The sequence below is a fragment of the Nonomuraea fuscirosea genome, from assembly GCF_035917475.1.
Taxonomy (GTDB): Bacteria; Actinomycetota; Actinomycetes; order Streptosporangiales; family Streptosporangiaceae; genus Nonomuraea; species Nonomuraea fuscirosea.
Genome location: NZ_CP109074.1, coordinates 9,490,180 through 9,505,031, shown reverse-complemented (window position 1 = coordinate 9,505,031; position 14,852 = coordinate 9,490,180). Strand labels below are relative to the sequence as shown.

General features: G+C 66.2%; 13 protein-coding genes. 3 read left to right on the top strand and 10 right to left on the bottom strand.

What is annotated here, in order from left to right; translation table 11 throughout:
• The first annotated feature begins 154 nt into the window (after nt 1–154).
• Complete coding sequence (locus OIE67_RS43365) at nt 155–979, top strand: inositol monophosphatase family protein (RefSeq protein ID WP_326631476.1); 825 nt, start codon at nt 155–157, stop codon at nt 977–979.
• Between the two features lie 530 nt (nt 980–1,509).
• Here the strand turns inward: OIE67_RS43365 and OIE67_RS43360 are convergent.
• Together OIE67_RS43360 and OIE67_RS43355 are read right to left on the bottom strand one after the other, a co-directional pair.
• Nucleotides 1,510–1,848 (bottom strand): hypothetical protein, encoded by a 339-nt coding sequence (locus OIE67_RS43360; protein ID WP_326631474.1) that lies wholly within the window; start codon nt 1,846–1,848, stop codon nt 1,510–1,512.
• A 192-nt stretch (nt 1,849–2,040) separates the two neighbouring features.
• Nucleotides 2,041–3,615, bottom strand: a complete 1,575-nt coding sequence (locus tag OIE67_RS43355; protein WP_326645669.1) for an ISL3 family transposase — start codon at nt 3,613–3,615, stop codon at nt 2,041–2,043.
• Between the two features lie 551 nt (nt 3,616–4,166).
• Here OIE67_RS43355 and OIE67_RS43350 point away from each other — a divergent pair.
• Nucleotides 4,167–4,532 (top strand): hypothetical protein, encoded by a 366-nt coding sequence (locus OIE67_RS43350; protein ID WP_326631472.1) that lies wholly within the window; start codon nt 4,167–4,169, stop codon nt 4,530–4,532.
• A 147-nt stretch (nt 4,533–4,679) separates the two neighbouring features.
• On the opposite strand, the gene OIE67_RS43345 is transcribed toward OIE67_RS43350, so the two are convergent.
• The gene (locus tag OIE67_RS43345) at nt 4,680–5,159 is read right to left on the bottom strand and encodes a type II toxin-antitoxin system RelE/ParE family toxin (RefSeq protein WP_326645667.1); all 480 of its coding nucleotides are present in this window, start codon (nt 5,157–5,159) and stop codon (nt 4,680–4,682) included.
• Nucleotides 5,160–5,472: 313 nt separating this feature from the next.
• Here OIE67_RS43345 and OIE67_RS43340 point away from each other — a divergent pair.
• A protein-coding gene (locus tag OIE67_RS43340) for an IS3 family transposase (protein ID WP_326631470.1) occupies nt 5,473–6,647 on the top strand; the annotation gives its coding sequence in 2 pieces (ribosomal slippage) (nt 5,473–5,733 and nt 5,736–6,647; 1,173 coding nt in all).
• Nucleotides 6,648–7,721: 1,074 nt separating this feature from the next.
• Here OIE67_RS43340 and istB read toward each other — a convergent pair.
• The 7 genes from istB to OIE67_RS43300 all read right to left on the bottom strand — a co-directional run bounded on the left by istB (nt 7,722) and on the right by OIE67_RS43300 (nt 14,475).
• Nucleotides 7,722–8,501, bottom strand: coding sequence for an IS21-like element helper ATPase IstB (gene istB / locus OIE67_RS43330; protein ID WP_326631466.1), 780 nt, complete (start codon nt 8,499–8,501; stop codon nt 7,722–7,724).
• Complete coding sequence (gene istA / locus OIE67_RS43325; protein WP_326631464.1) at nt 8,498–10,174, bottom strand: IS21 family transposase; 1,677 nt, start codon at nt 10,172–10,174, stop codon at nt 8,498–8,500. Before istA ends, istB begins: the two co-directional genes overlap by 4 nt.
• Before the next feature lie 421 nt (nt 10,175–10,595).
• The gene (locus OIE67_RS43320) at nt 10,596–11,429 is read right to left on the bottom strand and encodes an alpha/beta fold hydrolase (RefSeq protein WP_326631462.1); all 834 of its coding nucleotides are present in this window, start codon (nt 11,427–11,429) and stop codon (nt 10,596–10,598) included.
• A gap of 27 nt (nt 11,430–11,456) precedes the next feature.
• The gene (locus OIE67_RS43315; RefSeq protein ID WP_106247755.1) at nt 11,457–11,879 is read right to left on the bottom strand and encodes a DoxX family protein; all 423 of its coding nucleotides are present in this window, start codon (nt 11,877–11,879) and stop codon (nt 11,457–11,459) included.
• A 103-nt stretch (nt 11,880–11,982) separates the two neighbouring features.
• The gene (locus OIE67_RS43310; protein WP_326631459.1) at nt 11,983–12,828 is read right to left on the bottom strand and encodes an ABC transporter permease; all 846 of its coding nucleotides are present in this window, start codon (nt 12,826–12,828) and stop codon (nt 11,983–11,985) included.
• On the bottom strand, nt 12,825–13,778 hold the full coding sequence (locus tag OIE67_RS43305) for an ATP-binding cassette domain-containing protein (RefSeq protein WP_326631457.1): 954 nt from the start codon (nt 13,776–13,778) through the stop codon (nt 12,825–12,827). The genes OIE67_RS43310 and OIE67_RS43305 overlap by 4 nt, the downstream gene beginning before the upstream one ends.
• Before the next feature lie 103 nt (nt 13,779–13,881).
• The gene (locus tag OIE67_RS43300) at nt 13,882–14,475 is read right to left on the bottom strand and encodes a PadR family transcriptional regulator (protein ID WP_326631455.1); all 594 of its coding nucleotides are present in this window, start codon (nt 14,473–14,475) and stop codon (nt 13,882–13,884) included.
• Between the last annotated feature and the right edge of the window lie 377 nt (nt 14,476–14,852).

Here is a 14,852-nt window from a genome sequence, read left to right as displayed (position 1 = left end):
CGTGGACCAGGCGTTGTGCGTGGTCCAGTCCTACCTACCGCAGGCACACGAAGTCGATTCACCTACCTTTGTGATCAGGGACAACTCTGCCGCTGAGGGCTGTTCTCCATCTTCGACCAGGTGTTCAGGGATATGTGGAGCGGAGCGAACCCGTATGACCGTCGACGCAAGATCGCTGCTCCCCATCGCTGAACAGGCTGTGTCGATCGCCAGCAAGATCATCCGCACCAAGGCGCACGGCGTCGTCACAGCCAAGGGCGACCGTGACATGGCGACGGAAGTGGATTACGGCGTAGAGCACGCCGTACGGGAGTTCCTGTCCCGCGAGACATCCGAGATCGGCTTTCTCGGCGAGGAGGAAGGCATCAGTCGCCTGGGCAACGGCCTGATATGGGCTCTGGACCCTCTAGACGGGACGGCCAACTTCCTGCACGACATCCCGCTCTGCGGCGTCTCCTTGGGCCTGGTCGACAAGGACACGCCCATGCTTGGAGTGATTGACCTGCCATTCCTCGACCTCCGCTATGCGGCGGCCGAAGAGGCCGGCGCTTTCGCCAACGGGACTGCGATCCGGGTGAGCGATGCCCAAGAGATGCAGAGTGCGATTGTGGCGATAGGTGACTACGCCGTGGGGGAGAACGCGGAGGAGCGCAACCGGCCGCGGCTCGCCCTGACCCAAGAACTTGCCGCGCGCGTTCAGCGCATTCGAATGTTCGGCTCAGCCGCGATCGATCTCGCGTGGGTGGCACACGGCAGGATCGACGCCGCCATCACGCTCAGCAACAACACGTGGGACACCGCAGCGGGCGTCATCATCGCCAGAGAAGCCGGGGCGACAGTGGTCGATCTCGACGGCGGCCCGCACAGCATGACCGCCCACGCGACGATCGCAGCAAGCCCCAAGCTCGTAGCCGACCTCGTGGAACTCATCGCCGAGACCCGCAAGGCCGTGGTGTTCGACCGGAACATTGCCGAATAGCTCTTGTAGACATCAAGCGGCGGCGCGCCGCGCCGCCGTACAGCGGCCCGTCGCTTGCCCGCCGCCCGGGCATGCGGCCTGGGGGCCGGTCCCGGGCGGCAGCAGCACGGACCGCCACGCCGATCGTGGCGCCCGCCGTACTGAGCAAGCTCACCGACCCCAGCGTCACGCCGCCGCACGAATGCAGTCCTACGATCGCCACGCGTGGGCTGGCCTCAGGTAGTGGCTGGGGGCGATCGACGATCCGGTGCTTCGTTCCTCAGCACCGGCTCACCGGATAGCGGTGTCCTCAGGTCGCGAAGCCAAGCATGTGGCTGCTGACTCGGTCGTGTCGTCGTAGGTAGACAGCGAGACAGCGGATCGTCTGTGCGCCCTTTCGGGATTTGACTGCTGCCCATACTCTGTGCCCTAGCAAGAACGATCATGCATCGAAAGCGGGGCATCAGTGAGCTTCGGTGTGGTCTTCTACCGGGCTGGGCTGGCGTTCTCCGCCAGAACCCGGTGAGGAGCTGAATGCCCTACGGGTCAGCTCAGCAGCCGTACCACCCGGCGTAGGCGTCCCACTTGCCGTCCTTGGTGAATTCTGCGCTCTTGCCCTTGTTGATCGTGGTGCACTTCGAGTCGGGCATAAAGGCCCCCCTCCAGTCCACCTTGAGCTTCTTCTTGCTGGCGCAGTTGTTCGTGATCTTCACCCAGTGGTAATAGTACTTTCCGAAGGCGGTCTCCTCGTAGAAGGTCCTCCCATGCTGGACCTTGACGCAGGAGGGCGCGGCGTTGGCCGCCGGAGCGGCGGCGGCCGGTGTGGCGACAGTCATGGTGAGCACAGCTGCCGCCACAGCTGCGGCTCCGATGAAGGCACGGGAATCCATCGTTCTCCTTGGGGATATCGCGGCGATTTTGGATGCTGCCGGTTGGGCAGCAAGAAACGCCCGCCACATGCGGGTTGTTGACACGGCCAACGCTAGCGAGGGGCGGTATATCGCGGGTATGGCAGTGATTCGGGCAAGGCCAGGCCGGATGTCCGTGGCCGTGCAAAAGTGGGTCTGGCTCACTTTTCGTGATCAGTAGCGGTGCAGGACGCGGACGCGAAGCAGGTCGGCGTTGGCTCGCCCGTACATGATCCGTTTGATCATCTTGATGCGGTTAACGTTGCCTTCCACCGCGCCGGAGCTATAGGGCAGGGTGAGCCCGGCCTTGACCGCCGCCCAATCTCGACGCAGCCCGGCGGCGAAGTCGCGCAGTTCCCGCGCGGGACTGGCTTCCGCTCGCGCCGCCCAGTCGTCCAGGTCCTGTTCACCGCGGCGGTGAACGAGCATCTCGGCGAACTGACGCGTCAGCTCGGTGACCGAAGCGAGTTCCGGGCAGCGGGCGGCGATCTGGTCGAGCGTGGCCAGGTCTTCGGCGGCGACCTTACCAGGTGACTGGACGATCCAGCCGGTGACCTCCCGGATCTTGGGCGCGGGAGGCCGCGCGGGTGTGACGGTTGCCGTGCGGAGTTTGGCGGTGAGGCGCCGGAGCGTCCGGGCGCTGCCGAGGAAGCCTCGGTCGCGCAGCTCGGCCAGGAGCTGGTCGGTGCTGCGGCAGCCCTGTTCCCAGCGTTCGAGCAGGTAGGGAAGATAAGCATCGAGAATCGTCTGACGTGGTGCGCGCTCGTCGCTGATCAGTTCGTCGGCGCTGGCGGCGGTAGCGTAGCGGCGCACCGTCTTGCGAGAAAGCCGCAGTTCAAGGCCTATCGCAGTGATGGTCATCCCCTGCGAGCGGAGCTGGTGGATCTCAGCGTGCCGCGCCTTGGTCCGGGCCGCCGCTGCCCCTTCCTCGTGGCCCGGCTCCAACTCCTCGGCAGGAGGTTCGGTGGTCGCGGGCTTGGCCGGTTCGCGCAGGTGCGCGCGGTTTCGAGACACCGCCCGCTGGACCGCGCCGGACAGGTTGTGGAGCAAATGCCACCGATCGGCGACCTGCACCGCCAGCGGAGCGCCGCGCTGCGCGCCTTCGGCATAGCAGCCGGCCCGGTCCCGGCAGATCACCTCGACCCCGGGATGCGCCTGCAGCCAGGCCGCAAAGGAGTCCGCCGAGCGATCCGGCAACACCTCGACCACATGACCGCCCTCCACATCGACCAGCACCGTCCCGTAGGTATGGCCCCTGCGCCAGGCGAACTCATCGACCCCCAGCACCCGCGGGGTCGCCACCTGCGGATCCGGCAAGCTCCGCAGCAGCCGCAGCAGCGTCGAACGGCCCACCGCACAAGCCAGCCGGGCGGTATGACGGGCACCGGGACGGCCAACCAGAGCCAGCGCCACCGTCCGCAACATCGACAGCAGTCCTGCCGCGCGCCGGCCGTGCCTGCTGGTCAGGCCGGGCACCTGCTCGGCGAAGGTCTTCCGGTCACAGCCCGGGTTGTCGCAGAAGAAGCGACGCACCCGCACCTGGAGCAGCACTTCCTGCCCGGCCACCGGAAGATCTGCCAGGCACCGCTCATAGCGGCTGTGAACCCGCACCGACTCGCATCCACAGCCAGGGCATGAGCTTTTCGGCTCCGTCGTCGCGGCCTTCACCCGCACGATCGCGCCCACCTGGTACACCCGCTCGATGCGGACGGCGGCAAGGTGCGGGAACACGACCGCCAACAGCTCCATGATCGACACAGAGCAGCGTCTCGGCACCAGCACCGGTCCGCACCCGGCTCAACAACATCGTGATCTTGGATCTCTGGCCGATCACGAAAAGTGAGCCAGACCCACACGCACTCGGCCGTTGACACCGGATACCCGCTTCGTCGACCTCGACCACGCTCAACCCGCTACACGCACGCGTCGCCCGAGGGTCTGTAGTGCCGAGTCGCCAATCGCCTCTGGAGTGGATCTCCAGCTCAGGGAGGGGGAAGTGCTCAAGATCGGCGGGTCTTAATGGGGCCGAGGCGGGCGGGGTGCGCGCAGTGCGTTTCAATCCCAGGTCGGAGAGCTGATACTCGTGCCAGATGCGTGCCAGAACGAACGGCAGGTCAAGGTCATTCAGGGCCACTCACGGCCACTCGTCGCGGTCTGACCAGGAGCCCCGTTCTCCCCGCTCAGGACACCAAGATCAGTAGCCGGTTCCCAAGCTGACAGCGCGGGTTCGATTCCCGTCACCCGCTCCATGCGTAAGGCTGAACTCAGAGAACCGCCCTCGATTGGCCTAGCATTCATCTGTGCACAACGCCCAGGTCGACGCCAAAGGCATTTGGTCCTTCCTCGGGACGAGCCTGCGACATCTCGCGCAGTCCGCAGGTGAGCAGCTTGAGTGGATCGGACCGGCGAGCATCGATGACCTGGCGCTCGACTTCGACGCGGTCTATCCCGCCGCATGGCCGTGCCGGGATGCGGGATGGATCTCCGAGGAACTCGACAGCACACTCGGCTGTATAGACCAAAAGTTGGCCAGCCTCACTGACGACGGTCCTTCAGCATGGACTCAAGAGGCCCTGCGCTCCAACTCTCACTGGGAAGAGATCAGAGGACTCGCTTCCCACGCTCTCGCCCTCATGCCAGTGAAACCGTGGAACAGCTCACCTTGATCATAGGATCATGGACTCTCTCTCCATCCAAGGCGTGCCCGTTGCGTGCCCGTTCCTACAGCGATCAGTGGGGAGCTGCGGGGACTCAGGGTTACTCGACTGGCATCTGTCCAGGTCAGTGTTTCCCCTGGTCAGGTGTCTTGATGCTCATCGCTCCTCCTGCTCTTCTTGCTTGAGCGTGATCAGGTGTTGGGCAAATCGTTCGTCGGCCAGCGGTATCGCTTCCCGATACCAGCGGTTCCAGTTGCCGGCTTTGTCGCCGGCTACCAGAAAGATCGCTTCCCTTGCGGGATCGAAGCAGAACAACATCCGGATCTCACTCGTCCCCGATGAGGGCGGACGTAGTTCCTTCATGTTGTGATACTGGCTGCCGTGTACCCGGTCGACCAGAGGACGACGCGCCGTCGGGCCTTCCTCCGCCAGCTGATCGATCGCGTCCTTGACCCCCCTCGACGAACCACCGTAGGAACACACCAGTGTCCACGACGTACGCGTCAGCCACGCGCGCCTTCCCGGAGACGGTCCAGTTCCTCGTCGACGGCCGTCACACCGCGCATCCTCTCCTGAACCCGCTCCATAACGGCCAGCGCTCGCTCGCGCCGTCGTAGCCGACCTTGTGGAACTCATCGCCGAGACCCGCAAGGCCGTGGTGTTCGCCCGGAGCATTGCCGAATAGCTCTTGTAGGTCGCAAGGCGGCGGCGCGGCGCGCCGCCGTAAGCCCCGCGCCAGCGTCCCCCCGCCGCGCTGCGGCCTGGGGGCCGGTCACGGCGCAGGGCATCGCCGCACGCCTGCCCCGCCGTGGCCAACCATGCCCACCGACCTGAGCGCCGCGGCGCCACCAGATCACCACCGCCGGGCCCCAAAGGCAGTGGTGAGGTGCCCAACAGATTCCGGACAGTCGGCTACATAAGCTGACAGAAGTCTGGAAGAGGTGGGTACGTGGCAAGGCGTCGCAGGCAGTTCTCGCCGGAGTTCAAGGAAGAAGCCGTCCGCATGGTGCTGGAGGGTGAGCGGACGGTCGCGTCGGTGGCGCGTGAGTTCGACATCAACGCCAGCACCCTGGGCAGCTGGGTGAACCGGCATCGGATCGTGAGCGCGCAGGACGAGCAGCCGCCGGTCTCTGGGCCGGAGCGGGCCAGGATCCGGGAGTTGGAGCGGGAGAACGCCGAGCTGCGCGAGAAGTTGATCTTCCTGAAAAAAGCAGCCGCCTTCTTCGCGGCCGAAACTCGATGACGCTCGCCAAGTACGAGCTCATCGACGCGGAGAAGGCCAGCCACAAGATCGCGCGGATGTGCGCCTGGCTGGGCGTGTCCCGCTCGGGCTACTACGAATGGCGCGAGCGGCCCGCCTCGGCCACCGCGCAACGCCGCACGCTGCTCAGTACGCTGGTTGCCGAGATCTTCGCCGGCTCGCACGAGACCTACGGCTACCGGCGGGTGCACGCCGCCCTGGCCCGCCGCGGTGAGCACTGCTCGGCCGAACTGGTGCGCACTCTGATGCGCGAGCAGGGCCTGGTTCCGGCGCAGGTGCGGGCGTTCCGGCCGGCCACCACCATCCAGGGTGACTACCGCGGCATCCCCGATCTGGTCGGCCGTGACTTCACGGCTGAGCGTCCGGGCGTCAAGCTGGTCGGTGACGTCACCTACGTCCGCACCTGGGAGGGCTTCCTGTATCTGGCCACGGTGATCGACTGCCACAGCAAGGCGGTGCTGGGCTGGGCGATGGCCGACCACTACCGCACCGAGCTGGTCACCGACGCGATCCGGATGGCCGCCGGCACCGGCCTGCTCCAGAGCGGCGCCGTGTTCCACAGCGACCGCGGCTCGAACTACACCAGTGACGAGTTCGGCCGCTTCCTGACCGGCCAGGGCATCCGTCGCTCGGTCGGCCGCACCGGGGTCTGCTGGGACAACGCGATGGCCGAATCGTTCTTCAGCGCGATCAAGAACGAATGGCTGCACCGCTTCGTCTTCACCACCCGAGCCAAAGCACGACGGCAGGTCATCCGCTACATCGAAGGCTTCTACAACCACCGGCGCCTGCACTCAGCCCTCGGCTACCGGCCACCCCTGGAAGTCCTCAACGAGTCCCTCTCACAACAAGCAGCCGCATAGGCTCTACGACCATAAGACGGCTGTCCGGAATCTTCGAGGCCCCTCATGGCTACGAGTCGCCATCATCCGGCCCTTCAGGACCCTTGGTCGTCCCGCGCGCCCACCAACGAATGATCAGCATCCCCCCAAACCAGCCGAGCCCGAACACAACAGGTCGGGCGGTGAGATACGCCGTCGTGATCCTCCCCGGTCCTTGGCTGATGAGATCGATGGCGAGCATCGCCAAGAACCAGCCCGCTACCAAGCAGGTCCAGACGAGCAAGACCTTGCGTGCCTCCCGATTCCACGTCCTCCGACGATTCGTCACCTATGCCTCCGACCACATCCGAGCCGGCACCATTCGGCGTCGCTCCAAACCATTGCCTTCCGCGGGGGCCTGAGACTCCGGGATGATCAACACCTCGAAGTACGGGCCCGTAGGCGGCTGAGGCGGAAGTCTGATCATCCCGTCCGCCATCGACCTGGGACAAGCCGAGCGGGCCAGGGCCATGGGGTCAAGGTCGTTCGTCCAGTGGGGCGCTTCAACTTGACTCCGTGGCCCTGGCCCGCTTCCCCTTCGGGCGGGTCGACGGCGGACGGGATGATCTCAGTGTCACGCTTGTAGTGCCCGCTGGTGCGGGTCCAGGTCGCCTGGTGACTCAGGGATGATCTGCCGGACGTGCATGGCTCGTGCCTGACCTGTCCGCGGCGGCCTGGTCCTCGACGTTGGCCGGGCCGGACGGCATGACTTGATAGGAGCCTGGCAATTCCCTCAACTGAGATATGTCCGCCGACCAGCCCGGATGTCATCCCCCTGCGTGAAGGAGACAACGTCCAAGATGGTGATCGGTGTCGATCCGCACAAGCGCACTCACACCGCTGTCGCCGTCGATGAAGTCGGCCGTAAGAAGGGCGAACGCACCGTTCAGGCCCGTGACCACGGCACGTCCAGCTGCTGGTCTGGGCACGCAAACTCGCGCCTGGCTGCGGAGGTTTCGTCCGACACCGCTTGTTGGCGAGTTCTGACACCGCCGGGCACGTGTCGGTGCCGCGGATGTTGGTTTGCGTCGACACCGCTTCCGCGCCCGACGGGTGTCAGGTTGTCCGCTGCTTTGTGGCTTGGGCCAGACGGTAGGAGTCGGTGCCGGTCTCGAGGATGGTGCCGCCGAAGGTGAGTCGGTCGACGATGGCTGCGCATAGCCGGGGGTCGGTGAAGGTCTTGGTCCAGCCGCCGAAGGACTCATTGGACGCGATCGCGACCGAGGCCTTCTCCTCACGCTCGGTGAGGACCTGGAAGAGGAGTTCCGCGCCGCGGCGGTCGAGTTGCATGTAGCCGAGTTCGTCGATGCACAGCAGGTCGACGCGGCCGTAGCGGGCGATGGTCTTCGCCAACGTCATCTCGTCGGCGGCCTCGACGAGCTCGTTGGCAAGCTGGGTCGCCAGGGTGTACTTGACCCGGTTGCCGGCCATGGCGGCCTCGGCGCCGAGTGCGATCAGCAGATGGGACTTGCCGGTGCCGGAGTCCCCGATCAGACACAGCGGCTGTCCCTTCTGGACCCATTCGCACTTGGCGAGGGTGTGGATCACGGCGGGATCGATGTTGGGGTTGGCGTCGAAGTCGAAGGCCCGCAGGGACTTCTCGCGGGGGAACTTGGCGGCCTTGATCCGGCGTTCGGACCGGCGTCGGGCGCGATCGTCGCACTCGGCAAGCAATAGTTCGGCGAGGAACCCGCGGTAAGACATCTGCTCACGCCCTGCCCGGTCGGCGTAGTCGGTGAAGGAGTTGCGGATGGTGGGCATTCGCAGCATCCGGCACGCTTGGTCGATCGCGGCGTCGGCTGCTTCTTCGGTCATTCCACGGCGCTTGGTGGTCACGGTGCGGCTCCTTCGTTCGGGGTGTCACGTCGGCTGGCCAACAGCTGGTCGTACTTCTCCACGCTCGGCAGCGGCCGAGTGTCGGCCGGGATGTGGGCGCGGAGCCGGCGCTCGGTCAGCGATCGCACGGCAGGGATCTCGCCTTCTCCGCGTGCCCTGTCGCCGCTCATCAGGGACTGGTGGTCCGCTGTCGTGTCGTCGGCTCCGCCGTCTGCTGTGTCGTTGTACTTGCGCGCTTCCAACGCGACAGCGTCCGCGGTGAGCGCGCCTGCACGCAGCGCCGTCGCGAGTCCGGCGACGACGTGGTCGTGTGGAAGGTGCCGGTGCAGCATCAGGACCTCAATGAGGGCACGGGTGCCGTCGGCGTCACCGTGGGCCTTGCAGGCAGCGGCCCACCAGGCGTCGTGAACGGGCGTGAACCGCCCGGATGCCCTGGCCTGCTCCAGCGCTTTCGCACCGGGTAGCGCGCCCGGTTTGCGGAGGAGGACCTCGAGATAGTGGTCCAGGTCGACCCGGGTCGAGCCCTTGGTCATGAGCCGTTCGTGGCGGGCGATCTCGGTCCTGCCGTCGAACACGACCAGGTCGCTGGCGTTCAGGAGCACCCGGGCTGGACGGCCGACCATGCGCGCGGGCACGGAGTACTTGTTCATCCGGACCGTGACCTGGGCGTACCGGTCCACGCGCGGGGTGAACCAGCGGCCGGTCTCGAACGGCTCGGTCGGAAGGGGCGCGAGGAGTGGCTGTTCGGTGGCGAAGTGTTCCCCGACCGTGCGGGCGCGGCACCCGATCCGCCGGGCGTCGTCGGCTTCGTCCCAGGCGTCGACCATAGCGTTGAGCTCGGCGAGGGAGTCGACTTCTGGGATGGGGACGAGGTGGTTGCGTCGGAACCAGCCGATCTGCCCCTCGACGCCGCCCTTCTCGTGCGCACCTTGGATTCCGGGCTGGCAATAGAAGGCTTCGATGCCGTAGTGGGAACGGACGGCGGTCCACCTGTCGGCCTCGACCCGCTGGCGGGAGAACCCGATCACGCTCGCGACGGCGGCCTTGAGGTTGTCGTAGCGGATCTTCCCGGTCGGCACCCCGCCGAGCACGTTGAAGGCGTGGACGTGACCCTCGAAGAAGGCTTCCTGCCCAGCCGAGGCACTGACCCTGTGCACGGCCTTGCCCGAGCAGGAGAGCCGAAGGCTGAACAGCGCGCAGGTTACGAGCTCGCCGCGCAGGCGGATGGCGACGTCGCCGAAGTCAACCTCGGCCTCGCGGCCCGGGAGGTGCTCTTGCGGGATGAACGCGTTGGCAGGTTCCCGTCCTACCTCGACGCGAATCTCACGGCGTCGGGTGGCGACGTACTCGCGGACCATCCAGTACGACACCACCCCGGCCCCGTCATGTTCGTCAAGCAGTCGATCGAAGATCCGCTTCGCCGTGTGTCGCTGCTTCCGCGGCGCGTCGAGGTCCGAGCGCAGCCAGTCGTCGATCACCACTCGGTACGCGTCAAGCCGTGAGCCGCGTTTGGGCGGTTGCTTTCTCTCCTTCGGCCATGCAGATTCCAGCGCCGCCGTCACGGTTCGGAAGCCGACGCCGTGCTTGCGCTGCAGCGCGCGGTTGGACATCCCAGATCGGGCATCCCGTCGGATCGCCGCGTACAGGTCGACCCGGGAACGCGGCTGCGTCATCGGTGGCACTCCTGACGTGAGCACGCCGTGGGCACGACTTTCGGCACCGGGCCACCGCCCGGGAACGGTGACCGCATGCGACCACAGCCCGGAATCACTGGCCCTGCCGAGGTGCCTGGTCATGTGCTGCGCAGGGGTTCGGTGGGCGGTACTGAGGCGGCCCGGAGTGCGGGGTACGACCGACGACGGAGCCGATGAGCCGCGAGTAGGCCAGGTCGAGTCCCACTGAAGCCCAGGTCAGTACAACGGCCCGGCCTTGCGTGGCGACGAAGACGTTGGTGACGAGCACGCCTAGGATCAGGCCTGTGATGCCGCCGACGACATCAACCTCGGCACCACCTGTCCGCCCCGTGTCCCTGGCGCGACGAAGATCTGCTTGCGCGGTGCCTAATCGGTCTTCCCGCACCACCTCGCGGGCCTCTCAGTGTTCGCTGCTGAAGAACCGTAGCAACAGTGGGCCGATGGTCTGTGGGTCGACGACGTGATCCGGCCCGTCGAGGGTCTCCCGTTGAGCGTGGGGTAGTAGGTCTGCAAGCTCGTCGGCTGCGCGGTCGAAGAAGTCCGAGGGCAGGCCTGCCATGTAGGGGTCCGTGATCGGTCCTCCGGTGGTGACCAGGACCGGTTGGGTGACCGTTGCCAGTCGATCGGTCGGCAATTGGTAGCGGTTGTGGAAGACGCTGTCGTGGACCAGCGTGGGCGCGAGGGCGACCGAATCCGCCCAATGCGACGTCTGCTTGCCTGCCGCTTTCCTGGCCGCGATGTTGTCGTCGGAAGCGCCGGACAGGCGCATGAACAGTTCGAGAACCTCCTCGTCTCGCCCGGCGTCGAAGGCGCGTCGGGTGTCCGCGATGTACTCCTCGAATCGCGGGCGTATGTCGTCCCCGACCGCGTAGGGCACCTCCCACACGGCGATCGTGTCGATGGCTGACCCGGCCGCGGCGGCTTCCAGCGCCAGCGCGCCACCAGAGGACGCCCCGAACAGGTGCGCCGAGCCACCCGCCTCCGCGATCAACGTATCCAGGTCCTCGATCTCTCTTTCCACGGCGTAGGGCTCGGTGAAGCCGCTCGCGCCGCGTCCCCGACGGGCATAGTTGTAGACCGTGAAGTGCTCGGCGAGAGCAGGTACCAAGGGAGCGTTCTCGGCTCCGTCGTCCAGCGCGCCGCCTACCAGGACGACAGCCGGGCCGCTTCCCTTCCGGTCGTAGGCGATGGTGGTGCCATCGTTTGATGTCACGCGAAAGTCCATCTCGTTCATCTCACATCTCCGTTCGAGAGGTTTGTCTCAGCGCCTGAGCAGCGTGCCGACGACGGCCTCGGTGCGCGACCACCGCGCCCTTGCGATCACGGCCGCCACGACGAGACAGGCGAGCGGCAGCCAAGGGCTCTGCTCGAGCACGAACTGATCGGTGATGACAGCACCGGTCAGCAATGCCGCCAACCCGAGACTGGCCAGGCCCGCCAGAGCCGGGATCAGGAGTCCAACCCCTCCCGCGACCTCCAGCGCTCCGACCAGGTACCGGAGCCACTGGCCAGCCCCGATGTCGGCGAACATGTCCACCATGACCGGGTCGCCGGCGAGCTTCGAGATTCCGCCGCCGGCGATTATCGCCGCCAGCACGACTTGCAGAATCCAGACTCCGATGCTGCTCGCCCGCCCGGGCGTGTGCGCAACGGTTTCCGAGTTGTTCTTGGGGATGGTGCTCATTCGGCTCTCCTTGTCGTGTCCGGGCCTGGTATCGGTGATGGCGTTGGCCGAGTGGGCCGGGTTGTCGGAGCTGATGTCGACCAAGTGCTCGCGGTAGCGGCATCTACTTCTTGTTGCGGTAGAGGACCATGGTGATGGGACCGAAGACCGCTACGAGAAGTACGGACGAGACGAGCACCCAGCCGATTTCCCCGGCGGGCACCGAGCCGTCCATCAGGCCGCGTACCACGGTCGCCAGGTGGCTGATCGGGTTGACCTCGACGACCGCCTGCATCCACCCGGGCATCGTCTTCGGGTCCACGAAGATGTTGCTCACGAACGTCAGCGGGAACATCACCATCATGCTGACCCCCGCCACCGAGTTCGGCGTGCGCAGGATCAGGCTGAGCATCGTCCACAGCCACGACAGGCAGAACGAGAACACCAGCAGCAGCGCGACCGACAGCACCACGCCGACGGCGCCACCCTCCGGCCGGAACCCTAGGACCAGTCCGAGCGTGATCACGATCGCCGACCCGATCGAGTAGCGCATCACATCGCCGAGCAGGGCGCCGACCAGCGGCGACGGTCGCCACACCGGAAGTGACCTGAACCTGTCGAAAACGCCTTTTTGGATGTCGGTGTTCAGCGTTATGCCGGTGTTCATGGTGATCATGACGTTCGCCTGCACCAGGATGCCCGGCAGCAGGAACTGCAGGTACTCCTGAGTCGACCCGGCGAGCGCGCCACCGAACAGGTAGGTGAACATCAGCGTGAACATGATCGGGAACATGGTCACGTCGACGAGCTGCTCGGGCACGTGTTTGATCTTCAGCAAAGCGCGCCAGCCGAACGTCAGCGAGGTGAGCACCGGGCCGGGGCGCGACGGCCGCTCGCCGGCCAACAGCACACTGCGCAGCGCGTCCTCGGTGACCGGCGCCGACGCCTGTTCCGCGGTCGTGGCATTCATGCGGCATCCTCCTCGGCGGCGTGTCCGGTCAGGGTGAGGAACACCTCGTCCAGGCTCGGCTGACCGAGCGCGAACTCGGTGACGTCGATGCCGCTGCGGGACAGCTCGGCCAGGGCGCGGGCGACCCGCTCGGGGTCGGAGATCCGCGCGGACAGCGCGGCCGGGTCGGCGGACGGCTCGGCCGGCACCTCGAGGACGCCGGCGAGGACCCGTTCGGCCTCGGCCCGCTGCTCGGGCGCACGTAGCCGTACGTGCAGCGAGCCGGCACCGACCGATGCCTTGAGCTCGCCACTCGAGCCCTCGGCGATCACCTTCCCGTGGTCGATCACCGCGATCCGGTCGGCCAGCTGGTCGGCCTCGTCGAGGTACTGCGTGGTCAGCAACACGGTGGCGCCCTCGGCGACCATGCCCCTGACGATCTCCCAGACCTGGTTCCTGCTGCGCGGATCGAGCCCGGTCGTGGGCTCGTCGAGGAAGATCAGTTCGGGGGTGACGACCAGGCTCGCCGCGATGTCGATGCGCCTGCGCATCCCGCCGGAGTACTTCTTCACCTGCCGGTCGGCCGCCTCGGCAAGACCGAACGCGTCGAGCAGGTCGGCCGCCCGCTCCCTGCCTCGGCGGCGTGAGTAGCCGAGCAACCTGGCGAGCAGCAACAGGTTCTCCACCCCGGTGAGGTCCTCGTCGACCGACGCGAACTGCCCGGTGAGGCCCACCCTGCTCTGCACCGCCCGGGCGTCACGCACGACGTCGTAACCGAGCACTTGCGCCTCTCCGGCATCGGGGCGCAGGAGCGTGGCCAGCATGCGGATCGTCGTGGTCTTGCCCGCCCCGTTCGGACCGAGCACGCCGTACACCCCACCGGCGCTCACGGCCAGATCCACACCGGCGACCGCGTGGGTCTTGCCGAAGCTCTTCTTCAACCCTCTCGTCTCGATCGCGAGCTTTCCCATGGGTTCGAGTCCTTCTCTCGGTGTTGCGAACGGATTAGGTTCGCTAGTCAAGTTTGACTACTTGGCCAGAGTGCACGAGGAGGAAACGTCTAGTCAAGGTTGATTAGAAGCGCATCTTGAGGGGATCGTGGACCGTTCGCCACGAACCCGGATCATCGGCCATGGTGTAGGCGCCCTCAGACAGTCGTTTGCTCAAGCTCTTCGCCCACTCCAGTTCGGTGCGTGCGTGTCCCGCCCACAGTTCGGCCTGATCGCGGACGTGTTCGGGAATGTCGGGGTTCGGGTTCTCCCGCCACTTGGCCTGCTCTACGAGCTCCGCTTCCAGGCGCGCGACCCGCTCGTTAACGTGCGCGATGGCATCTGTCCTGGTCAGCATGGGCAACATGGCGATGGACGCGTCGAGCATGGTGGGGTCATGGGTGCGCCGCAGACCGTCGCGGACCAGTTCGACTATCTCGTCACGTCCCCGAGCTGTCACGCGGTACAGAACGCGCTCCGGCCCGGAGTTGCCCGGCTCGGCGTGTTCGGTGAGGAGGCCATCAGCCGCCGCCTTCTTCAGCGCGTGATAAATCGAGCCGGGCTTGATCTTGGCCCAAATCTCCGCACGCCAGCTCTGCAGTTCGGACCGCACCTGGTATCCATGCGCGCCGCCGGAGAGGTGCACGAGACCGAGCACCAGGAGCTTCGTCGCCGACATGCGCCCCTCCGCTCAATCTGCTCGGACTCGCTCCGCTTGCGCGCCCGTCAGGGTGGTGTCAACTCCCACCAATACTAGGGTGCCCTCCTGGTCCGGGTGGTGTCAGCACTGACCTACAAACGGTGCTGGTGGAGACCTCCAAAGCCACCACGGCGACGTCATCGAGCCGCCATGAACGAAGCGAGAGCCACGAATCGGCCGAGAGCTCCGGAACCATGAGCGAATCGTCCATGACCGCATCATGCCAGCGAAGGTGTCCGCATCAATAGGACCACGCTTCCGGTTGGGGCACCCCGGCTCTAGGATGAGCGCCTCGCTGCGCACCAGTACCGAAAGGGCTGAGGTGAAGCCTGCCCGCCATCTACCCCGGGACAAGC